The 21,400-nt window shown below is 52.3% G+C and carries 19 protein-coding genes and 1 pseudogene; 10 read left to right on the top strand and 10 right to left on the bottom strand.

Annotated elements, in window-relative coordinates:
- Positions 1–3: 3 nt before the first annotated feature.
- The 8 genes from L9P87_RS13375 to L9P87_RS13340 all read right to left on the bottom strand — a co-directional run bounded on the left by L9P87_RS13375 (position 4) and on the right by L9P87_RS13340 (position 8,810).
- The gene (locus tag L9P87_RS13375; RefSeq protein WP_237445245.1) at positions 4–1,248 is read right to left on the bottom strand and encodes a BatD family protein; all 1,245 of its coding nucleotides are present in this window, start codon (positions 1,246–1,248) and stop codon (positions 4–6) included.
- Positions 1,241–2,905 (bottom strand): vWA domain-containing protein, encoded by a 1,665-nt coding sequence (locus L9P87_RS13370; RefSeq protein WP_237445244.1) that lies wholly within the window; start codon positions 2,903–2,905, stop codon positions 1,241–1,243. The genes L9P87_RS13375 and L9P87_RS13370 overlap by 8 nt, the downstream gene beginning before the upstream one ends.
- On the bottom strand, positions 2,898–3,893 hold the full coding sequence (locus L9P87_RS13365) for a vWA domain-containing protein (protein ID WP_237445243.1): 996 nt from the start codon (positions 3,891–3,893) through the stop codon (positions 2,898–2,900). Before L9P87_RS13365 ends, L9P87_RS13370 begins: the two co-directional genes overlap by 8 nt.
- Positions 3,886–4,395, bottom strand: coding sequence for a DUF4381 domain-containing protein (locus L9P87_RS13360; RefSeq protein ID WP_237445242.1), 510 nt, complete (start codon positions 4,393–4,395; stop codon positions 3,886–3,888). The genes L9P87_RS13365 and L9P87_RS13360 overlap by 8 nt, the downstream gene beginning before the upstream one ends.
- 30 nt (positions 4,396–4,425) lie before the next feature.
- Positions 4,426–5,358 carry a DUF58 domain-containing protein gene (locus L9P87_RS13355; protein ID WP_237445241.1) on the bottom strand — a complete coding sequence of 311 codons (933 nt, stop codon included), beginning with the start codon at positions 5,356–5,358 and terminating at the stop codon, positions 4,426–4,428.
- 2 nt (positions 5,359–5,360) lie between these two features.
- The gene (locus L9P87_RS13350; RefSeq protein WP_237445240.1) at positions 5,361–6,335 is read right to left on the bottom strand and encodes an AAA family ATPase; all 975 of its coding nucleotides are present in this window, start codon (positions 6,333–6,335) and stop codon (positions 5,361–5,363) included.
- Between the two features lie 23 nt (positions 6,336–6,358).
- Positions 6,359–7,162, bottom strand: coding sequence for a formylglycine-generating enzyme family protein (locus L9P87_RS13345; protein ID WP_237445239.1), 804 nt, complete (start codon positions 7,160–7,162; stop codon positions 6,359–6,361).
- Between the two features lie 97 nt (positions 7,163–7,259).
- Positions 7,260–8,810: an arylsulfatase gene (locus tag L9P87_RS13340; protein ID WP_237445238.1), complete on the bottom strand. Its 1,551-nt coding sequence runs from the start codon at positions 8,808–8,810 to the stop codon at positions 7,260–7,262.
- Positions 8,811–8,996: 186 nt separating this feature from the next.
- Between L9P87_RS13340 and L9P87_RS13335 the strand changes: the two genes are divergently transcribed.
- From L9P87_RS13335 to L9P87_RS13290, 10 genes are all read left to right on the top strand, one after another.
- Positions 8,997–10,199, top strand: a complete 1,203-nt coding sequence (locus tag L9P87_RS13335) for a GAF domain-containing sensor histidine kinase (protein WP_237445237.1) — start codon at positions 8,997–8,999, stop codon at positions 10,197–10,199.
- A complete protein-coding gene (locus L9P87_RS13330) occupies positions 10,196–10,789 on the top strand; it encodes a response regulator transcription factor (protein WP_237445236.1) in 594 nt (197 codons plus the stop codon). The genes L9P87_RS13335 and L9P87_RS13330 overlap by 4 nt, the downstream gene beginning before the upstream one ends.
- On the top strand, positions 10,789–11,817 hold the full coding sequence (locus L9P87_RS13325) for a tetratricopeptide repeat protein (protein ID WP_237445235.1): 1,029 nt from the start codon (positions 10,789–10,791) through the stop codon (positions 11,815–11,817). The genes L9P87_RS13330 and L9P87_RS13325 overlap by 1 nt, the downstream gene beginning before the upstream one ends.
- 241 nt (positions 11,818–12,058) lie before the next feature.
- The gene (aspA, locus tag L9P87_RS13320) at positions 12,059–13,489 is read left to right on the top strand and encodes an aspartate ammonia-lyase (RefSeq protein ID WP_237445234.1); all 1,431 of its coding nucleotides are present in this window, start codon (positions 12,059–12,061) and stop codon (positions 13,487–13,489) included.
- A 55-nt stretch (positions 13,490–13,544) separates the two neighbouring features.
- Positions 13,545–14,852 carry an anaerobic C4-dicarboxylate transporter gene (locus tag L9P87_RS13315; protein WP_237445233.1) on the top strand — a complete coding sequence of 436 codons (1,308 nt, stop codon included), beginning with the start codon at positions 13,545–13,547 and terminating at the stop codon, positions 14,850–14,852.
- 119 nt (positions 14,853–14,971) lie between these two features.
- Positions 14,972–16,759, top strand: coding sequence for a fumarate reductase (quinol) flavoprotein subunit (frdA, locus tag L9P87_RS13310; RefSeq protein ID WP_237445232.1), 1,788 nt, complete (start codon positions 14,972–14,974; stop codon positions 16,757–16,759).
- Positions 16,759–17,574: a succinate dehydrogenase/fumarate reductase iron-sulfur subunit gene (locus L9P87_RS13305; protein ID WP_237445231.1), complete on the top strand. Its 816-nt coding sequence runs from the start codon at positions 16,759–16,761 to the stop codon at positions 17,572–17,574. Before frdA ends, L9P87_RS13305 begins: the two co-directional genes overlap by 1 nt.
- A gap of 2 nt (positions 17,575–17,576) precedes the next feature.
- The gene (locus L9P87_RS13300) at positions 17,577–17,969 is read left to right on the top strand and encodes a fumarate reductase subunit C (protein ID WP_237445230.1); all 393 of its coding nucleotides are present in this window, start codon (positions 17,577–17,579) and stop codon (positions 17,967–17,969) included.
- 10 nt (positions 17,970–17,979) lie between these two features.
- Positions 17,980–18,324 (top strand): fumarate reductase subunit FrdD, encoded by a 345-nt coding sequence (gene frdD, locus L9P87_RS13295; protein WP_237445229.1) that lies wholly within the window; start codon positions 17,980–17,982, stop codon positions 18,322–18,324.
- Between the two features lie 989 nt (positions 18,325–19,313).
- Positions 19,314–19,760, top strand: a complete 447-nt coding sequence (locus tag L9P87_RS13290; protein ID WP_237445228.1) for a DUF2846 domain-containing protein — start codon at positions 19,314–19,316, stop codon at positions 19,758–19,760.
- 170 nt (positions 19,761–19,930) lie between these two features.
- On the opposite strand, the pseudogene L9P87_RS13285 reads toward L9P87_RS13290, so the two are convergent.
- Positions 19,931–20,542, bottom strand: a pseudogene (locus L9P87_RS13285) (transposase); the annotation flags it as partial.
- A gap of 42 nt (positions 20,543–20,584) precedes the next feature.
- Complete coding sequence (locus tag L9P87_RS13280; RefSeq protein WP_237445226.1) at positions 20,585–21,301, bottom strand: transposase; 717 nt, start codon at positions 21,299–21,301, stop codon at positions 20,585–20,587.
- Positions 21,302–21,400: the final 99 nt, after the last annotated feature.

The following is a 21,400-nucleotide window of genomic DNA, read 5'->3' as shown; positions in this document are numbered from 1 at the left end:
TTGCTAGTTTTTGGGGTGAACAGGCCGGGTTTTTTGCCCCTGCGGCGTCAATGCCGGTATTGCCTTGGGCAACTGCCACCAGCGTTTTCTCGCCAGTGGATGAATAGCGCGCCACAGCCTGCGAAGCTGCGCCTTAGAGGGTGGCTGTTGTCGCTGGCGCCCATAGTATTGCTGGTACAGTGCCTCTGTCGCCGGATGTGTGGCGGCGACAGCTTTGAGTTGTAACTGCTGCTGGCGTTTGAACAGCCTACGATAGAGCAATAACATCGCCTGTGGCCAGCGCTGCTGACGCAGCATACGATGAAACAGCACCGCATCAGGCAGTGGGTGGTGCTGATAATGACGACGGATAAAGAAGAGTGCCGCAGCCAACAACACGATGGCAAATAGGCCGGCGGTCAACGGCAGCCACCAATAGGCAATAAAGGAGGCTGGGGTGTGATTTACCTGCCACCGCTGCTGCTCTAAACTCAGCCGGACCATCTGCTGGCTGTCAGTATCCCACCAGTCGATATTAATTGCCGGCAGTTTCAGCTCACCGGCCTGCTCAATAATATAAGTCCATTGCTCGCCACGCATGGCGGCATACTGGCCCCGGCTCTGCCGGTCCTCAACCCTGCTCGGTGCAGTATAGAGTCGGCTGCCGGGGATTGAATCGGCCACTAACGCCGGCAATAACATCGCCGTCGTGTCGGTGGCCTCTACCAGCACCTCGCGCACAATAGCATCGCCCACCTTCAGCGCCTGTCCACTCTCAATATTGAACTGTTGTTTGAGCGTTGCCGCCGAGGCGGGCATCCAAGCCACGTCCTGCTCAATATTCTCGGGCAGCCCGACGACAAAGGTCATCGGCTGAGTATTCAGCACTATGCGCTGGCCCTGACGAGCGGTGCTGGCCACCTGTACCGAGACGTTAATCCGCGGCACGGTAAAGCCACCCGTGGCCTGTGGGTAAACAACCAACTCCCAACGCTGGGTTGCCCAGTTGTTGCCATCAATTTTCTCGCTGCCATTAACCGCCATGCTCCCCCGTTGCAGCACAAAGGCTCTGGCCATGGTCGGCAGCTCAATCTCGGTGCCACCGTTAAACCATTTATCGGTTTTCAATTCGATAATTAAACGTACCTGTTGTCCTACCACAATGGCTTGATTCGGCTCTATCCAGGCCTCGATATTGACCTGGGCGGGCTCATCAGCCAACACCTGTGATGACAGTAATAACAGAATGCAAGCCAGCCATTTATTCATCGACCACTCCTCCCTCATCTTGACGTTGCAACTGTATGCCAAACTTATTCCTCAGGAAGACCGCCGGGTCGGTCTGCACTCTGTTCATCCATTTTTTGTTCATCGACTCATCGGCGAGAATATCGTCGGCAGTAAGCTTTTGCTCTTTGAGAAATGGTGAAAATGTTTCTTCGTCGGTGCCATCTGCCGTCTGTGGTTTATCACCGAGTTCGGTCGAGGCCTCAAACTCATCGATACTGTCGGCGGATGACTGAGACTCACTCATCCGGTTAATGTCATCGATAATTTTCTGTAACTCATCGCGATTATTCTGTGCCGAGGGAAAATTGGGCTGGCGCTTTAACAGCCCATCTAATAAGTTTTTAGCGGCGACATACTCACGCATATTAGCCAGAGCATTAGCGGCATTAAACATGCCCTGATCGCTGCCGTCTCGAAGGAAATAACTATAGGCCGCCGGGTAATTCTCAGCATAATAATAAGCCGTGCCCTTCCACATCGCGTCGTCAAAACGCGCCGCCGCAGTATCGTATTGTTGTCGCTGAAAATACCACTGCCCCTGCTGATCCGGAGTCAGCCAGATATCAGCAAATCGCCAGCCACTATTCGATGGCACCGATTCCGTCACCTCCGCAATTTGCTCGGGCTGCTCGGCTGCCGCCATCGCCTGCTCGGGCAATAGCATTGATGAGGTCACCACCGCCACGAAACACCACTGCACCAGCCAGCCACGTCGGAACCAAAGGATAAAAATTAATGCCGCAACAAACACCAGCGGATAACCACTGTCCTTCCAAGGCAGCGCTTGATCGAGGCTTATTTGCATATGGCGGGCAATTTGATTATCCAGCCAGCGAATATCGCCATCGTCAACAGTCAGCGTTTTATAGCGACCACCGGTCGCATCAGCCAAGCGTTTTATGGACGCCAAATCCATCGGTATTTGACTATAGGCATCGGGGTTTGCGGTGGCCAAAATCAGCAACTGATGAGGGCTGTCATGGAAGTAATCGACAAAGGCTTGCTCGCTGTTACCGCCGATACCATCGGTTAATAACACCACGCTGCCGGGCACTGGGGCACTGCTGAATTGCTTGTCGACAATGGCTAAGGCCTGCTCTGCAGCCTTGCCATCACGGGGCATAATCTCGGTACCAATGGCATGCAGCAGAGGCTTAAATACCTGCACATCCTCGGTCAGCGGCATCGCTAAATGAGCACTGCCAGCATAGACAATCAGCCCGGTATTACCGCCATCACGCTGCACTAATAAGTCTTCAATTTTCAGTTTTGCCCGCTGCAGCCTACTGGGCATCAAATCCGCCTCATCCATCGAGGAGGAGACATCTAACACAATCAGCACCGGCGCCTTATCCTCGCTGAAAGGTGAGGGTTGACGCTGCCAGCTGGGGCCAGCCAGAATAATAATGACGATGATACAGAGCACCAGCAGAGCCTTTAACGGCAGCTGCTGTTGCCAGCTGTTTTTACCCACTGTCAATGCCTGGTAAAGGTGTGGCGGCAACAGCTGCAACCAATTGTTTTTCTGCTGCTCACCGCGCCAGCGCCAATACACCACTGCAACCAGCGGCAACAGCGCCAATAACCACATCGGTCGCAGCAAATGCAACGATTGCCAGATCACACTCTCAAACATGTTGTTCTCCGGCGGTCTTTTTCAGCCGTATCACCGTCGAGGCGACAAAGGCAAAAAGGTAAATGACAAAGGCAAAGGCCAGCGGTAGATAATGCACACTGGTTTTCGGCCGGTAGCTGGTGCTCTGATAAATCTCCGGTTCCAGTGCGGCTATCGCCTGATACACTTGGGTCAGTTGCTGTTGCGACAAGGCCAGATAAGACTGGCCGCCGGTAATCTCAGCAACCTGCTCGATGACCGTCATATCGAGCGCGTTCTCGCCGACGGTTTCAGGGTTACCCATGGCCACCATATGGATACGCACATCATAACTGGCCGCCACCTTTGCCGCTTCTAACGGAGGAACTAAGCTGTCGGTGTCGTTGCCATCGGTGAGTACAATCGCCACCTTCTCCTTCACCTTGCTATCGCTGAATGATTGAATAGTCAGACCAATGGCATCGCCAAGATGGGTGCTGGGACCGGCCATCGCCACCTCAGTCTCGTTGAGCAAATCCAGCCAGGCTTGATGATCCGCAGTGAAAGGCGCCTGTAAATAGGGTGCATCGCCGAATAAGATCAGACCGAGACGATCCCCCGGTCGATTATCGCTGAATTCTGCCAACACTGTTTTTACCGCCGCCAATCGCGATAACGGTTGCTGTTGTTGCTGACTGAAATCCTCCGCCGCCATCGAGCCGGATAAATCGACTACCACCATAATGTCGCGCCCGCTGAGCTCCCGCTGCTGCACCTCACCCAGTACTATTGGCTTGGTCATGGCAGTAACCAACATCAACCAGCTAAAAATCAGTGCAAAACGCTGCCACCAGGAAGGCTGTAGCTGCACAGCCCCCTGCTCAGGTTTTTCACCCAACAGTGTTGCCAGCCGATAAAAAAATGACACGCGGACACCGCTGCGCCGTGTTTTGTAGGCCGGCGAAAAACGAGAAATCACATACGGCAAGGGTAATATTAATAACCACCAGGGGTGCGCAAACTCAATCATTAATGCCTCCCGGTCGGTGCTGTTTTACCCATAATTGCAGCTGTTTTTTCAGCCTTAACAACTCTGCCTCCGTCACGGTCTGATGCGCCGGTGGCAGTAGTAATTGCTGTTGCCAGCGCTGCTCCATCTCTCCGTTAAAGGACTGCGTAGATGAGGAGGTTAAGAAGGCCAGCAATGGTTCGCCGAGCATGCCGGCTACCGGCTGATGAGGGTAGGCGTAGGCCGCCGTTAATTTGATCACTCTGTTGAGTTGATAAGCAGCCTCGATAGGCTGGCTACAATCGATATGTTGCAACGCCGCCATTGCTTCGCGCCGATAACGACTGCGCCAGTAATACTGGCCAAAACGGAATAAACCATAGGCTGACACCGCCACCAAGCATATTGCCACAATCCCCCAGCCCCAGGTTTGCGGCCACCAACTCACCGCCTCTGGCAGCGGGTTTTTTTCGAGATTGCGCAGCATGTAGCTGCCTGCATGGGACTCATAATAAGAGGGCATATACGCCTCCTATGACATCGGCGTATGACATCATCCCCTGCCCCCCAAGTATTGGCGCAGCTGTTGGCGATGATCGCCGCCGGTATCGAGATGTATCAACGGTATGTTCTGCCGTTTAAACACATCGGCCAAACGCCTTAGTTGTTGCTGATAATCATCGCTGTAGCGCTGGCCTAAATTGTTGTTGAGCTGATCGATCTGCAACTGCAGCACACCATCGCTGACCACTAAGTTGGGCGCATCGGGCAACTGATACTCCATCGGGTCGGAGATTACCGTGGTCAATATATTATTGTGCTGCTGCAATTTTTTCAGCAACGTTAAACTGGTCTGATCGCACTGGTGCCAATCACCGACAAAAATAATCGTGGCGGCATTCAAACGCTGTCTATAAAGTTTTTTAAGCACCTGCGTCAGGCTGTTATCATCGGCGCTGATCTGTTGATCACTGCTGAGTAAATTATTCTGACGGGCAATCTCGGCCAACACCCGTAGCACTTGATGCTGGCTACGCTGGGGCCGAAACCACTGAGTCGTCTGATGATTAAAGACAATAGCCCCCACACGGTCGCCATCGGCCAACACCTGCCAGGCCATCATGCTGGCAACCTCGGCGGCAACCACCGACTTCATGGTATCGACAGAGGAGAAAAACATCGGCGGCCGCTGATCGACCACCAAGATAACCTGGTTATCCTTTTCCTCGCTGTAACTGCGCACATGAGGCTTACCGGTGCGCAGCGTGACTGGCCAATCGAAGCTGCGCATATCATCGCCGATTTGATAGTGGCGAAGCTCTTCAAAATTGAGCCCTCTACCGCGAAATCGTGACTGATGCCTGCCGGCCAAGACACTGTCGACGCGGTGACGGCCAGACAGTGAAAAACCAAAGGCCTCCGACTTTAACCGCAACAGCGTCTTGTAATCGCTGTAAATTCTATTATCCAACACGGCAGTGGCCATGGCTATTGACCAATCACGACGCAGTTCAATAGCTCATCCACCACCTGTCGCTGGTCGACACCGTCGGCGATGGCGTCAAAACTCAGCATCATGCGGTGCCCCAGTACTGCGTGGGCAACGGCGCGAACATCATCGGCATCGACATGATCCCGGCCCGCCAGCCAGGCGTGGGCGCGGGCGCATTTATCAAGGGCAATACTGGCCCGCGGGCTGGCACCAATGGCCAACCACTCGGCGAGTTTGGTGTCGCTATACTGCTCTGGATGACGGCTGGCCATCACCAAGCCAACCATATAATTAAGCATTAAATCGGAGACGTAAATGGTTTGCAGCTGTGCTCTTGCGGTCAACACCTCGGCAGGGGAAATCTGTATCTGCGGCGCCGTAGACTGCGGAGACTCCTCACCTCGGACCAGCTTGACGATATCGAGCTCCGCCTGGCGATCGGGATAATCAACCGTGACCTTCATCATAAAGCGATCCATCTGCGCCTCTGGCAGAGGATAGGTACCCTCCTGCTCGATCGGGTTTTGCGTCGCCAATACCATGAATAACTCGGGCAGCTGGTGGGTTTGATTCGCCACCGTCAGCGTGCCCTCGGCCATCGCCTCCAGCAGGGCCGATTGCACCTTGGCTGGGGCTCGGTTAATTTCATCAGCCAGCACGATATCGTTAAAGATTGGTCCCGGCTCAAAGCTCAGACTGGGCTTGCCGTCGACCTCACGATAAACCGTGGTGCCAGTGACATCGGAGGGCAGCAAATCTGGGGTGAATTGTACCCGACCAAAAGAGGACTTCATTGCCTGAGCCAGGGCCTTGACCGAGCGGGTCTTGGCCGTTCCCGGCAGGCCTTCAAGCAGGATATGGCCCTTGGTCAGCAGACCGATGACCAGTGCCTGCACAACATGTTGCTGGCCAATGACGGAGCGGTTAACCTGCTCGATTAACAACTGCAATGACTGTTGAGTATTGGGCATGATAATGTCTCACTAAAAGATTCTTATTGATGCAAATCGCTGATCACTAAGCGCAGCCCGATATCAGACATCAACGCGCTCTGACTGGCACTGTCACGGGTGTAGTTTTTAGATTCTGTCTCATCGTAGGCAAAACTGCCACCGCGAACAACCTTAAACGATAAGTGGTGGCTGTCATCACGGGCATTCACCGGGTTATCACTGGCGGCATCGTAATAATAATCGACTAAATAGGCATCGATAACCATCTCGCCAACATTACCAGTCATATCATATAAGCCCAGTTCATTCGGCATTTTTTGGCCAATAGGATGCGCCTTATTACCGGCGTTACCCGCATGCCAGGCCACATCGTCAATGTTGTCAGAGCCACTGTATTGGTAGCCCTGACTCTTTAATCCTCCATTGGCGGCATACTCCCACTCAGCCTCGGTGGGCAGTCTCACCGCGAGGCCAGTCTGCTGTCGTAATTGAGTAATAAAAAACTGAGCCTGCTGCCAGCTGACATTATTCACCGGGTAGTTGTCACCGGGAAAATAACTACTGCTGGTGCCCATTACCTGCTCAAATAACTGCTGAGTCACCTCGTAACGACCGATGGAAAAATCATCGACTGAGATCGGTTTCGATGGGCAGGCATTGCTGGGCTGTTTTAATTCGCTGTCGCAATCAACATCACCACGGCTGAATGTGCCACCTTCAACAAACACCATATCAGCCAATATTTGCTGCTTTAACGCTGGGTTTTGCACCGTGGCGTTGTCACCGGTGATGAGGCTACAACCGGTCAGTGTGAGGGCCAGTGCTGATAAGATTAAAGGTTTCATAAGTCACCGTGGAATGATAATTGCGACAGGGAACGACTACATTTTGGATCTGTAAAAACAGTCGCCGCAGTGGCAGCCGACGACTGTTTAGATAACGCTACTGCTTTTGCATTTGCTGCAGCGACTGCATTGCTTTTTGTAGCTTCAGCGTGTTGTAGTTAATTTGCGCGGGGCTGAAGTTAATACTCTCCTGCATTGGATATTGATCCAGTGTCGGGAAGAAGTCCTGGGCGGCACCGGCAATCGGTACGAACAACCACATATTGTCGATCATCCAGCGTACATACATGCCCGATTCGTGGGCGGCGATCTGGAAGGGATCTGCACGCAGGTTGGTCAGTTCTGGCCAGGCTGAAACGTTGCGAACAGCCGACTGCATATCGCCGTCCATCGATGCAAAGGTTGCCTTCCAGTCGTTCCAGCGGATAGCGTTTAGCTCACCGTTGGCTGAGAAATACATAATGGTAGAACGAGGGCCCTGCTCTTCTTTACCCTGGAAATAAGGCATAAAGTTGAAGCCATCGGCGTGGATGCGATATTTCTTACCGTTATAGGTTGCGCCTTTTTTCAGCTTCTCAACCATGTTGGGGTCACCGGCAGCAGCGGCCAATGTTGGCATCCAATCTTCCTGCGACATAATGGCATTGAACTTACTACCCGGATCAATCACGCCAGGCCAGCGCACCAACTGAGGTACACGCATACCGCCTTCGTGGGTGGTGCCTTTTTCACCGTGGAAGGGCGAAGTGCCGCCGTCGGGCCAGGTGAATTTCTCAGCGCCGTTATCGGTGGAATAGATAACCACAGTGTTGTCGGCAATCTTCAAGCGATCGAGGGTGTCGAGCAAAACACCGACGTGATCGTCGTGTTCAACCATGCCATCGGGGTAGACACCAATGCCGGTAATACCATCGTATTTAGGCTGAAGGCGAGTGTGTACGTGCATACGCGAGGCGTTAAACCAGACAAAAAACGGAGTTTTCGACTTGGCAGATTTTTCGATAAAGTCGACGGCAGCACCGAGGAATTCCTCATCGACGGTCTCCATACGCTTGCGTGTTAACGGCCCTGTATCTTCAACCTTGCCATCGGCACTGGCCTTGAGCACACCGCGTGGGCCGAAGGCTTTACGGAATTTAGGGTCTTTCGGGTAGTAATAAGTCTCAGGCTCTTCCTCGGCATTGAGGTGGTAGAGGTTGCCGAAGAACTCATCGAAACCATTATTGGTCGGCAGGTGCTGATCCTGGTCACCGAGGTGGTTTTTACCAAACTGAGCCGTGGTATAGCCCTGTTCCTTCAGTACCGTCGCAATGGTTGGCGTCCACTCAGGAATGCCGTGATCTGAACCCGGCATACCGATGGTCATCATACCGGTGCGAAACGGGTGCTGACCGAGGATAAATGAAGCGCGACCAGCGGTGCAACTCTGCTGCGCATAGTGGTCGGTGAAGATGGCACCCTCATCGGCAATACGGTCGATATTTGGCGTCTCGTAACCCATCATGCCGTGGTTATAGGCACTGATATTGAAATAACCAATATCGTCACCCCAGATGGCCAATACGTTGGGTTTTGGCGCTGCAATGGTCTGGCTGGCTATTGCCAGCAGACCAATACCTAATGCGGTTTTTTGAAAAGCGAATGTCATTACAGTTTTCCCCTAGTGATAACTAAACCATTCAACCGAAGCTCGGCTAAACTGACTGTTTCAGTGGCGCCAGTATAGGTATCACCAGCGGCGTTAACGACTGGTAAAATTACGGGTTTTATCAACGCGGCGAATACTGCACTATAGATATTAGAAACAGCAATCTACCGGCAAACAGGATCAACGATGACAGCACCGCAGGTTTATCCACAATTAACCAACATCGAACAACTGTTTGCGCGGTTAACGCAAAACTTTCTTGAGGCGGAGTTTGAACAAATCATTCCCAATATTGAGCAGGCACTGAATGAGCTGATGCTGTTTAGTCATGCCGATCGCTTAAACATGATCCGGCTCACCGTGGATAAGAAACTTGAGGCGGCCTTTATGGTCGCCCGTCAAGGCATCGACAAGCCGCAAACGATTAAAGCCGATGCCAACAGTGTTTACCTGCAGCATATTTTGGCCGGCAAGGTCATCGCTCTCGATCACGAGCCGGTGGAGATCACCTCCAAGGAAGAGTTTGACGCCATGCGTATGGGCGGGCTCACCGGTCATTTGGTTGTTCCCTTGGAGGTCCGTGGCGAGATCTGGGGCGCCATCGCCGCCGCCCGATTCGGCGAGCACCCTGGCTGGGATGATGCGTTGATTCAACGGGTGAAATCAATCGGTCAATTTCTCGCCTCAGTCTATGACCGTTACAAATTGTGGATAACAACGCAGGAGCAACAACAAAAACTGGCGCTGTTATCTCGCCATCTGATGCAAAGCCAGGAGGATGAACGACGCTTGCTGGCCCGCGAACTACACGATAATTTCTCCCAACGGATGGCCCTGCTCAGCCTCAACACCGGCGCTATAGTCGATGCCATCGAACACGGCGAGGCCAGCCTGGCACCGGCGCAGGAGGTCTACCACAGCGTGCAACAGCTGGCCAAGGATATGCAGGCCCTGTCTCGCTCACTGCACCCCGCTATTTTGGAAGACCTTGGCTTAGAGGCCGGTTTGGTGGCCGAATGCCGTCGAGTGGAACGATTAAAACCGCTGACCATCCACTGCTTTATCGATGAAATACCCTCGCTCAATCTCGATATCAGCCTCAATATTTACCGCATTCTGCAGGAATCGCTGAACAACGTGCTCAAACATGCCCCCGCGGCAACCAGTATCTTGGTCACCCTGGCCTATACCAACCAGCAACTGCTGTTCTCCGTCGCCGACGATGGCCAGGGCATCGACGGTGAGCTCAGTGAAAAACTCGGCAGCCTTGGCTTGGTCAGCATTGCCGAGCGTGCCATCCAGTGTGGCGGCGCAGCAGAGTTTCTTAGCCCCGATGACGGCGGTTTCGAAGTTGTCGTCACCATCCCTTATGTGGAGTCGGTTCAATGAGCAAATTATTACTGGCCGATGATCATCAAATCGTGGCTCAGGGTGTCGCCAGCTTTCTGCAAACCGAACACCAGATTTTAGCCATCGCACAGAGCGGCGAAGAACTGGTCGCGCTGGCCAAAGAGCTGCAACCCGAGGTTATCATCACCGATGTCAGTATGGGCGATATGACCGGCATCAGCGCCTGTCGGCTGATCAAAAAATACAGCCCCGGCATTAAAGTCATCTGCCTCAGCATGCACGATGAGGTCGAGTATGTAGAGGGTGCCATCGCTGCCGGTGCCGACGGATACGTGCTTAAGCACCAGGCCGGCGAAGAATTAAAAAATGCCATCGAAGCCGTCTTGCACAATCAAAAATACATTACGCCAGCGGTGACACTAAAGCCACAATCGGCCCAATTATCACCTCGGCAAATCGATGTTATTCAGCTGCTTGCCCAGGGTTTAGCCGCCAAACAAGTGGCCGACAAACTGTGCATATCCCGTCGCACCGTCGAATTTCATAAATACGCGGCGATGAAATTACTGGGGGTCAAAACCAATGCCAAGTTGATCCAATACGCCATCGAACACGGGCTGGTCACTTAATGAAACATCGTATCGCTTATTTATTATTGATGGCTGCCATCTTTTCAGTCAGCTTAACCGCTGCGGCCCAGCCGAGTACATATACGCCGGCCCAGGCCTTTGCCGCTGCCGAGCAGAATAACCCCGAGGCACAACAACAGCTTTCCTATATAGCACAGGATATCTCTCAATCCGATGACGACCGGATCAAGGCACTGCAGCAACTGGTGCGATTCCCCGGCAACAATGCCCTCGTTGCTATTGTTCGCGCCCTGCAACAGGACAATATTCCCCTGCAGTTGGCCGCCATAGATGCCGCCGCCCCCTATAACACATCACAGCGCTGGCGCTTGCTGAGCGAACTATTAACAGCCGAAAACGTCAGCCTCAGCAATGCCGCCGCCATCGACTTACTGCGCAGCTGGGCAACGCTGACGCCGGTGCAACAGCAGCAGTTAGCCCCAGCGGTTGAACGCTACACGATGCAACTCAACAGCCAAACACCGCAGGCACCAGCACTGATCGAGCTGGCCTCTATCTATCATCTGCAGCAACGCTGGCCGCTGAGTCAACAGCACTATCTGTCTGCGCTGGTACTGCAGCCCGACAACGCCAGCCTGTACAGTCAACTTGCCGATAGCTACCATCAGCAAAACGACAACAACACCGCCATCGAGGTATTGCAGCGCGGCCTGGTACAGCTGCCCGACAACGCGGTATTGCACTACAACCTAGGGCTGGCATTGCTGCGACAACAAGCGACACAACCGGCACTCACCGCACTGGCCAAGGCCTCTCAGCTCGAGCCTGAAAACGCCCAGTATTGGTATGTCTACGGCCTTGCCTTGGAGCGCCATGATCTGTCACACGCCTATCAGGTATTGGAACAGTCAGTACTGCTATCCAAACAGCCTCAAATACTCTTCGCCCTCTGTGATATGCAGGTGAGAAACCACAGCTCGCAAGCCGAACAATGCATCGACCGCTTGGCACTGATAGCGCCACCGGAGGCCGTCAGCCTACTCGATGAGAAACGCCGTCAGCTGTAACTTTGCTGCAATATTGGTTGACCCAGCCCGTTCATCGCCGGTAATAAGTACTTGCTGCAGCCGTATGAGTAAAACTGCTCACACATGCACGAAGTGAGATTATAAAACCCGTTTTTTATGCTATTTTACTTTATGGATTATTGTCTAATAGGATGTAGATCAAGATATTAGAGGTGGACAATAGTTAATATATTGCCATTATTAATTTCCACTGTTTTTACACATTCATGAAGGATTATTTATGTCTAAGCAAAAAAAACGTGTCGAACAAGATCTACTCGGCGAGCGCGAGATTCCAGCCCAGGCCTACTATGGCATTCATGCACAACGTGCCATCGATAACTTCCAAATCAGCGGCCGTACCATTAACGATGCACCGCAGTTTATTCGCGGCATGGTACAAACGAAAAAAGCCGCGGCCCTGGCCAACGGTGATCTCGGCACCATCGACCCTGCCATTGCCGACGCCATTGTTAACGCCTGCGACCTGATGCTCGAAACCGAAAAAGGCTTCGATCAATTTAATATCGATTTATTCCAAGGCGGCGCCGGCACCTCGGTTAATATGAACACCAACGAGGTATTGGCTAATATCGCCCTGGAAATGCTGGGCCACGAGAAAGGCCAGTACGACATCATCAACCCCAACGATCATGTCAATAAGTGCCAGTCGACTAACGACGCCTACCCCACCGGCTTTCGTGTCTCTGTCGTCAAAGAGTGTGAGGATTTACTGGCCGCTGTTGAATACCTGTCACAGGCCTTAAAAGACAAGGCCGAGGAATTCAGCGACGTGTTGAAAATGGGACGCACCCAGTTACAGGATGCGGTACCGATGACACTGGGGCAAGAGTTTCACGCCTTTGCCGTCACCCTCTATGAAGAGCTGAAAGTCATTAAACTCACCCAGAGCTTATTGCTTGAGGTCAACCTCGGTGCCACCGCCATCGGCACCGGGCTGAACACCCCGGCGGCATACTCGACCATTGCCATTAAGCATTTGGCCGAGGTCACCGGCTACCCCTTCGTGGCAGCGGAAGACTTGGTTGAAGCCACCTCCGACTGCGGCGCCTACGTCAGCTTATCGAGTGCACTCAAGCGAGCAGCGGTCAAGCTGGGCAAAATCTGTAACGATTTACGCCTGCTCAGCAGCGGACCCCGCACCGGCTTGAACGAGATCAACCTGCCAGAAATGCAAGCGGGTTCATCAATCATGCCGGCCAAGGTTAACCCGGTCATTCCCGAAGTGGTCAACCAGGTGGCCTTTAAGGTCATCGGCAACGACGTCACCATTACCATGGCCGCCGATGCCGGTCAGTTACAGCTTAATGTGATGGAACCGGTGATTGCCCAAAGCCTTTTTGAGTCAATCGAACTACTAAAAAATGCCTGCCGTACGCTGGCAGACAAATGTATTAAGGGTATTACCGCCAACGAGGAGGTGTGCTTTAACTCGGTGCTGAACTCTATTGGCATCGTCACCTACCTCAACCCATTAATCGGCCACCACGCCGGTGATAAGGTCGGTAAAATCTGCGCCGAAACCGGTAAGAACGTGAGAGAGGTGGTATTGGAACTCGGCCTGTTAAACGAGCAACAGCTCGATGAAATATTGTCGGTAGAAAATTTAAAAAACCCTATTTATAGTGCTAAGTTGCATACCAACGAATAAATAAAAAGCGCTGACTTGGCTCTACAAGAATTTTATTTTTTGATCAGAGGTGGTTATGTTTTTTTTACAATTATGTATTGTGTTATTTTTTATCTGGGCTGGAGCCCGGTTAGGCGGCATCGGTATTGGCCTGATGGGTGCCGCCGGTGTCTTGGTATTAACCTGGGGCATGGGCTTACCCGCCGGTAGCATCCCCGTCGATGTGATTCTTATCATCGCCACTGTCATTACCTGTATTGGCGTGTTGCAAATTGCCGGTGGCCTCGATTGGCTGATTGTCCGCGCAGAACGATTACTGCGTAACAACCCCAAGCACATTAATATCATCGGCCCGGTAATCACCTACTTGCTCACCCTCGGTGCCGGCACGGGCATGACGGCTTTCTCGGTACTGCCGGTGATTGCCGATGTCGCCAAGAGCCAGGATATCAAACCGACCTCGGCACTGGCCTTGTCCGCCGTTGCCAGCCAGGTGGCGATTACCGCTTCCCCTATCTCCGCCGCCGTGGTGTTTTTCTCCGGCATACTCGAGCCATTAGGTGTCAGCTATTTAGAACTGCTGGCCATTGTTATCCCCTCATCACTGGGTGCTGTTATTTTGATTTCGGTGATTGTGAACATGCTGCCCAGCAAACCGTTATCGCAGGATGAAGGCTATCAACAGCGAGTAAAAGATGGCCTGGTCGAAGACTACAAGGCCGAGAAAATCACCGTCGCCGACGGTGCCGGACGCGCTGTCGGTATCTTTATGCTTGCCGTCGCCACCATTATTACCTACGCCTCGGCCATCAGCGACAAGATCGGCTTGATTACCAATCCACCACTGAGCCGCGATGAGGCCATTATGGCGATTATGCTGACGGCAGCCGGTATTATTATGATGCTGAGCAAGGTAGAGCCTGAGAAAGTGATCAGCGCCTCGACCTTCAAATCTGGCATGACAGCGATTATTTGTATCATTGGTGTGGCATGGCTGGGCTCGACCTTTATTGCCGCCCATATCGACACCATCAAAGAGTCTTCTGGTGCACTGCTGCAATCTCACTCGTGGTTATTAGCCGTGGCGCTGTTTGGTGCCTCCATGTTGCTATACTCACAGGCCTCGACCACCAAGGTGCTGATGCCTGCGGCGCTGGCCATTGGCGTTTCGCCGCTGGCTGCGATTGCCGCCTTCCCCTGTGTCTCGGCGCTGTTTGTATTACCCACCTACCCAACACTGATTGCCTCCTGTCAGTTTGATACCACCGGCTGTACCAAGGTAGGTAATTATGTCTTTGACCACCCCTTTATTTTACCCGGTACCGCGATACTGGTAACCGCTGTTATCTTCGGCTATGGCATGGGCGGTATCGTCCTAGGCTGACCGTATAAATGTTGATATCGATGCAATCTTCGCCACTGAAAAAGCGCAGATTGTCATCGATTTTCCTGCTGACAGGACGACTAAAAACAATTTTCTACACACTAAAAAGGTGATTAATAATGCGCGTTGTTGAAACCGATATTGTCATTGTAGGCGCCGGTGGCGCCGGCCTCCGAGCAGCCATTGCCGCGGCAGAAAAAGACAGCCAACAGAAAATCAGCTTAATTTCTAAGGTCTACCCAATGCGGTCGCACACCGTGGCGGCGGAGGGCGGTTCCGCCGCCGTGGTACAGGACCACGACTCACTGGAAAACCATTTTAACGATACCGTCGCCGGTGGCGATTGGTTGTGTGACCAGGATGTGGTCGACTACTTTGTCGCCAACTCCAAGCGTGAACACGTACAGATGGAACACTGGGGCTGCCCCTGGACGCGCAAAGAAGATGGTTCGGTCAATGTTCGTGCCTTCGGCGGCATGAAGGTCGAGCGCACCTGGTTTGCCGCCGATAAAACCGGCTTCCACATGCTCCACACCCTGTTCCAAACCTCGATGAAATACCCCAGCATCGAACGCTTCGACGAGTATTTCCTCACCGATTTAATCGTCGTCGATGATCGCTGTCAGGGCTGTGTGGCGATTGAAGTCAAAACTGGCGAGGCCGTCATCTTTGCCGCCAAGGCCGTGATACTCGCCACCGGCGGCGCCGGACGCATCTTCCGCTTTAATACCAACGGCGGCATCGTCACCGGCGATGGTATGGCCGCGGCCTTCCGAGCCGGTGCCGGTTTACGTGATATGGAATTTGTCCAATACCACCCCACCGGTATGCCCGGGTCTGGTCTGTTAATGACCGAGGGCTGTCGCGGTGAGGGCGGCGTTCTGCTCAACAAACACGGCGAGCGCTATTTAAAAGATTATGAATTGGGGCCTGAAACACCGCTGGGCAAGCCGGAAAACAAAACCATGGAACTTGGCCCCCGTGACAGATTATCCCAGGCCTTTTGGCATGAGCATCGCAAGGGCAACACCATAGAACATCCGTTAGGTGATGTGGTCATGCTCGACCTGCGCCACCTCGGCAAGGAAAAAATCGAGCTGCGCCTGCCGCTGATCTGCCACCTGGCGCGAGAATACCTTGGCGTCGACCCGGTCACCGATCCGATTCCCGTGCGCCCGGCCGTACACTACACCATGGGCGGCATACGCACCAACGTCCACTGCGAGGCCGACATCCCCGGCCTCTATGCCGCCGGTGAGTGCTCCAGTGTCGGCATGCACGGTGCCAACCGCCTCGGCTCCAACTCGCTGGCCGAAATCATCGTCTTCGGCCGCGTCGCCGGTGAGCAGGCCACCGAATTCGCCGCCACTCACCCCGACAGATCCATCGAAGACATTACCACCAGCGGTCAACAGCTGGTCGATGCCATTGCCGGTTTAAGAGCCAGCAAAGGCAATGAGAGCGTCGGCGAACTGCGCCAAAGCCTGGTCAAGGCCATGGAGGATTACTTTGGTATTTATCGCCTCGGCGATGAGATGCAGGCCGGTGTCGATGCCGTTGCCGATCTGCGCCGACGGTTTAATCAGATCGGTCTAAAAGATGACAGCCTGGCCTTTAACACCGAAATTTTACTGGCCTACGAGCTTAAATCCTGCCTCGAAGTCGCCCATGCCATGGCCGTCAGCGCGCTCAACCGCAAGGAATCTCGCGGTGCCCATCAGCGCCTCGATGGCTTCGAGCAGCGTGACGATGAGAACTTCTTGAAACATTCGATCACTCACTATGACGGTGAACAAGCGCCAAAGCTGGACTATCAAGACGTTAATATTACCCGTTCAAAACCAGCGGCCCGACTCTACGGCGCAGCCGCTGACGCCGCTAAAGCGCAACCCCAAGGAGGTGCATAATGGACAAGGTTAGCGACAATAACGGTGCCACCATCGACGCCACGGATATCAAAACCCTGCGTATTGAAATACAGCGCTATCTGCCCGACAGCGATGACGAACCCCGGTACGAGCACTTCGACATACCCTACGACGAAAACTGGTCGCTGCTCGACGCACTGCAACACATTAAAGAGGATGTCGACCCAACGCTGTCCTATCGCTGGTCCTGTCGCATGGCTGTCTGTGGCTCCTGCGGCATGGTCATCAACGGCAAAGAGAAGTTAGCTTGCGAGACGTTTATCCGCGACTACTATCCCGGCAAGATGCGGTTGCAGCCACTCAACAACTTTACCATCGAGCGTGACCTCGTCGTCGATCAAGAGGATTTTTTGGCCAAGCTTGAGGCGGTTAAGCCCTATATTATCGATGCGGCGGCGGCTACCAAGCCGCCCAAACCAAAGAAGCAACAGCAGATTGCTGCCAACGGTGAATACAAACAGCTGCCCAAGCAGGTGGCGATGTTCAGCCAGTACAGCGACTGCATCAACTGTCTGCTGTGCTACTCGGCCTGTCCGCAGTTTGGCCTCAATCCCGACTTCGTCGGCCCCTCGGCAATAGCGTTAGCTCACCGTTACAACGTCGACAGCCGCGACTACGGCAGCGATCAACGACTGGAAACGCTGAACAGTAAAGACGGTGTATGGAGCTGTACCTTTGTCGGCTACTGCTCTGAGGTTTGCCCCAAATCGGTCGACCCGGCCTCGGCTATTCAGCAACAAAAAATCAGCGGCCTGACCGACTGGGCGCTGTCTAAACTACCCGGAGGGTCTTGATCATGAGTCGTAAACCGTATACGCCAAAATTGTCTAAAACCTGGTATTTAGACAACCCCTTCTTTACCAAATACATGGTACGTGAGGGTTCGTCGATTCTGATGGCCTACTTCTGCCTTAACCTGTTAGCCGGGTTTTCCAGCCTGGTCAGCGGCGAGATGGCATGGAATAACTGGCTGGCGGCACAGTCAAACCCGGTACTGTGGCTGCTCAATATTGCCAGCTTACTGCTGTGCAGTTACCACACCATTACCTGGTTTTCGATTGCCCCCAGAGTGGCACCACCGGTGTTTATCGGTGATAAAAGATTGCCACTGAGCGCCATTGGCATTGTCCACTGGCTTACCTTTGTCATCGCCAGCATCGCCGTCATTGGCGGCGCTCTCATCGCCTAAGAGGAATTGAATGATGAAATGGAAACATAACGAGCCTTTCTTTTGGGCCATGTTCGGAGCGGGCGGCGTCGTATCCTCCTTCGTGCTACCGGCTATTATCGCCGTCATCGCCATCGCCGTTCCCATGGGCTGGGTCAGCCTCGACTATCAATCGATGCACGCCTTTGCCGACCATTGGTTGGGCGGTATTATCATCGCGGCGGTGATCTCGCTGTCGCTGTGGCATGCCATGCACCGTATCTTCCACGGTTTACACGATGTCGGCATCCACGCCGGCCCGGCAACCAAAATGGCCAGTTACGGCCTCGCCGCCATGGCCACGGGTTTGTCGGTGGCGTTTTATTTTATGCTGTAAGCCGTAGACACGGCCTCGAATGCAATGTTCGAGGCCATTTTTTTAACCTAATTCCTCTCACCTCTGCCAGAACCTGAGCCAACGAACGACGCGCCATCAGTCACCGCCCGCTGCCATGATCGGGCTGCGCTTTTGGCACAACAACAAAGATCAGGCCTCACTTTGCACGCCACAAGTACGTCCCTGTAAACTCGGCGCCAGCCTCCCTGCTGCGATGGCACTGTGGCGACATCGGCAGTCACTGGGAAGTGAGGCGCTTCGATCGACAGAAGCACTGTATGTAAATACAGTAAAAATAGTAATATTGCCCCTCTTTTCCGCATAACGCCGAGAATAATGTAAGTTATTTCAGAATACCTTGTAGTTTCAGCAAGATATATGCATAAATTAAGGGATACATATGGCAGGTTATACCGACTGCAGCGGCAAGCATTAAAAACAGTACGATTCCGCTCATTTTTTGTCGAATAAGTTGCTGCCTTAATAAACAATAAATATTAACTACTTACTGGCTTAATTCGGCAATACTAAAAGGGTGATAGGCGGAACGTTCCGCTTTATGGGGGATTTGGGGTGTTATACCGACTCTTCCTAGGTTTTTCGTTATTACCGACTAGTCAGTAGAATAAGCGTTATGTGTCTAGATAGGTTCCTGAAAGGTGAGCATGATAATTAGGGTTTTTAGCGTAATTACAGGGCTGTGCTTCATCATTGTATTTGGTGTAATGATTTTTATCGGGCAGGACGGGTTGCTGTCTCAATTATGCGGAATAATGACTGGCTTATTGTTTTTTGTTTATGGAATACTAGGACCCAATAAAATGGGCAAATACCTACCAGGCATGGTGAAGAAAATTGGCTAAAAGACACATAACAAAACGGTCAATGAACGCCTGCGGCTGGACAGCTTTAAGCGCTGCTTCGCAGCAAAGCTGCCCATTACCTAAGCGTTAGGCTCTACAAAAAATCACTATCGAGATTATTTTACAATGACAAAAGTTACATACTTAATATTAATCACTCTTGTTTTATCTGCTCTTTCTGGCTGCGGTTCAGTAGCAAGCGGAGCCAAGTTTCAAGACTATCAATCCACTATTCAAAGCACTGGCAGCACTGCTAATGTAATTGTTTTTAGGCCAGACAGAGTGACAGGCAGTGGTGACACTATGCTTATATTCGCTAACGGAGAAAGTAAAGGTGAGCTATTGCCAGTTGGGTTTCTAGCATTTGATATTCCAATAAAAGACACAACCCTCCACACTGATACCGCAGGAATTGATAGACAGTACGCTCTACAGCCTAAAGCAGGTGAAACCTATTATTTCATCACAGAATTCAGCAACTATGTTATGACCGGAGCTTGGGATTTAGTGCCTACTACAGACTCCTCGACCATCTCTGACATGAGCGAACTGAAAGAGTCCGTAAAACCCTAACAAGTCAAAGCACCCGGAATTGTAAATGCCGTCACTTTTTTTGAAAAAACACACAAAAAAACCGCCAACATCCACAATCCGGTGTTTGAGGCGTTAGCCCTAGGGAATATTAGGAAGATCATGCAAACATCCAAGGAGGTCATTGAGCTTCTGGATCAATAGGGTCAGAGTCATTGATCTACTCTATTCACCAAAAACTGGGCCGACCTTCTATCGCCACCTCTGCTCGCAGGCTCGGCAGGCCGCCCCGTTTTCTCCTCAATCTGAGCCTTAAAGTGATCGCTCCCAAGCACCCAGGCTTTATTTGTCGCTTGCCGAACAGCAATAATGTCACGATCCTCCATTTTCCCTTGGATTAAAAGCCGGTAGTGCTGCTGACGCTCGCCATCCGTTTTGCCCAAGCGCAGATACTCTTCATGCGGGACCACTAACCCGATGCGTTTACCGACACCATTGTGTCGATAGCTAGACCAAGTATATTCCGCAGCATGCTGAACCATGCCCGCCCGCACCGGGTTTAACTCAATGTACTGGTAGACCGTCAGCACATAACGTTCAGAATCCACCAGCGTGGACTTATAGCGCCCCTCCCACAGGGTACCCGTTCGTCCATAGGTAAAATTAAAATATTGCACATACCTTCGCCCCAGTGATTGCATCATGCGACCAACCCCTTTTGCATCCACGGGTGTTACCAATAAGTGAACATGATTGGTCATCAGTACAAAAGCATGAATGGACACTTGGTACTGCGCAGCGGCATCGTATAAAAAAGAGAGGTAAGCTTTGTAATCTGACTCATCATAAGATCAATAGGGTCAGAGTCATTGATCTACTCTATTCACCAAAAACTGGACCGACCTTCTATCGCCACCTCTGCTCGCAGGCTCGGCAGGCCGCCCCGTTTTCTCCTCAATCTGAGCCTTAAAGTGATCGCTCCCAAGCACCCAGGCTTTATTTGTCGCTTGCCGAACAGCAATAATGTCACGATCCTCCATTTTCCCTTGGATTAAAAGCCGGTAGTGCTGCTGACGCTCGCCATCCGTTTTGCCCAAGCGCAGATACTCTTCATGCGGGACCACTAACCCGATGCGTTTACCGACACCATTGTGTCGATAGCTAGACCAAGCATATTCCGCAGCATGCTGAACCATGCCCGCCCGCACCGGGTTTAACTCAATGTACTGGTAGACCGTCAGCACATAACGTTCAGAATCCACCAGCGTGGACTTATAGCGCCCCTCCCACAGGGTACCCGTTCGTCCATAGGTAAAATTAAAATATTGCACATACCTTCGCCCCAGTGATTGCATCATGCGACCAACCCCTTTTGCATCCACGGGTGTTACCAATAAGTGAACATGATTGGTCATCAGTACAAAAGCATGAATGGACACTTGGTACTGCGCAGCGGCATCGTATAAAAAAGAGAGGTAAGCTTTGTAGTCTGACTCATCATAAAAACAAGCCTCGCGGTAATTACCCCGCTGAATAATATGCTGCGCGCAGCCCTCCACGTACAACCGAGGTAGTCGAGCCATCAGAAAATCCTTTTCCTGATAAATGTAAGTAACTACGAGGCTAACGCACAAAGAAAACAGGATCAACGACTCTGACCCTATTGATCTTCGTCAAACAAC

The organism is Sinobacterium norvegicum (genome assembly GCF_923077115.1).
Taxonomy (GTDB): Bacteria; Pseudomonadota; Gammaproteobacteria; order Pseudomonadales; family Sinobacteriaceae; genus Sinobacterium; species Sinobacterium norvegicum.
This window is presented reverse-complemented; position numbering and strand designations above follow the sequence as displayed.

Coding starts and splice junctions, on each gene's coding strand:
- aspA (WP_237445234.1), top strand. CDS start 12,059: ATGTCTAAGCAAAAAAAACGTGTCGAACAAGATCTACTCGGCGAGCGC.
- L9P87_RS13375 (WP_237445245.1), bottom strand. CDS start 1,248: ATGAATAAATGGCTGGCTTGCATTCTGTTATTACTGTCATCACAGGTG.
- frdD (WP_237445229.1), top strand. CDS start 17,980: ATGATGAAATGGAAACATAACGAGCCTTTCTTTTGGGCCATGTTCGGA.
- L9P87_RS13305 (WP_237445231.1), top strand. CDS start 16,759: ATGGACAAGGTTAGCGACAATAACGGTGCCACCATCGACGCCACGGAT.
- L9P87_RS13340 (WP_237445238.1), bottom strand. CDS start 8,810: ATGACATTCGCTTTTCAAAAAACCGCATTAGGTATTGGTCTGCTGGCA.
- L9P87_RS13370 (WP_237445244.1), bottom strand. CDS start 2,905: ATGTTTGAGAGTGTGATCTGGCAATCGTTGCATTTGCTGCGACCGATG.
- L9P87_RS13315 (WP_237445233.1), top strand. CDS start 13,545: ATGTTTTTTTTACAATTATGTATTGTGTTATTTTTTATCTGGGCTGGA.
- L9P87_RS13300 (WP_237445230.1), top strand. CDS start 17,577: ATGAGTCGTAAACCGTATACGCCAAAATTGTCTAAAACCTGGTATTTA.
- L9P87_RS13350 (WP_237445240.1), bottom strand. CDS start 6,335: ATGCCCAATACTCAACAGTCATTGCAGTTGTTAATCGAGCAGGTTAAC.
- L9P87_RS13355 (WP_237445241.1), bottom strand. CDS start 5,358: ATGGCCACTGCCGTGTTGGATAATAGAATTTACAGCGATTACAAGACG.
- L9P87_RS13280 (WP_237445226.1), bottom strand. CDS start 21,301: ATGGCTCGACTACCTCGGTTGTACGTGGAGGGCTGCGCGCAGCATATT.
- L9P87_RS13345 (WP_237445239.1), bottom strand. CDS start 7,162: ATGAAACCTTTAATCTTATCAGCACTGGCCCTCACACTGACCGGTTGT.
- frdA (WP_237445232.1), top strand. CDS start 14,972: ATGCGCGTTGTTGAAACCGATATTGTCATTGTAGGCGCCGGTGGCGCC.
- L9P87_RS13365 (WP_237445243.1), bottom strand. CDS start 3,893: ATGATTGAGTTTGCGCACCCCTGGTGGTTATTAATATTACCCTTGCCG.
- L9P87_RS13330 (WP_237445236.1), top strand. CDS start 10,196: ATGAGCAAATTATTACTGGCCGATGATCATCAAATCGTGGCTCAGGGT.
- L9P87_RS13325 (WP_237445235.1), top strand. CDS start 10,789: ATGAAACATCGTATCGCTTATTTATTATTGATGGCTGCCATCTTTTCA.
- L9P87_RS13290 (WP_237445228.1), top strand. CDS start 19,314: ATGACAAAAGTTACATACTTAATATTAATCACTCTTGTTTTATCTGCT.
- L9P87_RS13360 (WP_237445242.1), bottom strand. CDS start 4,395: ATGCCCTCTTATTATGAGTCCCATGCAGGCAGCTACATGCTGCGCAAT.
- L9P87_RS13335 (WP_237445237.1), top strand. CDS start 8,997: ATGACAGCACCGCAGGTTTATCCACAATTAACCAACATCGAACAACTG.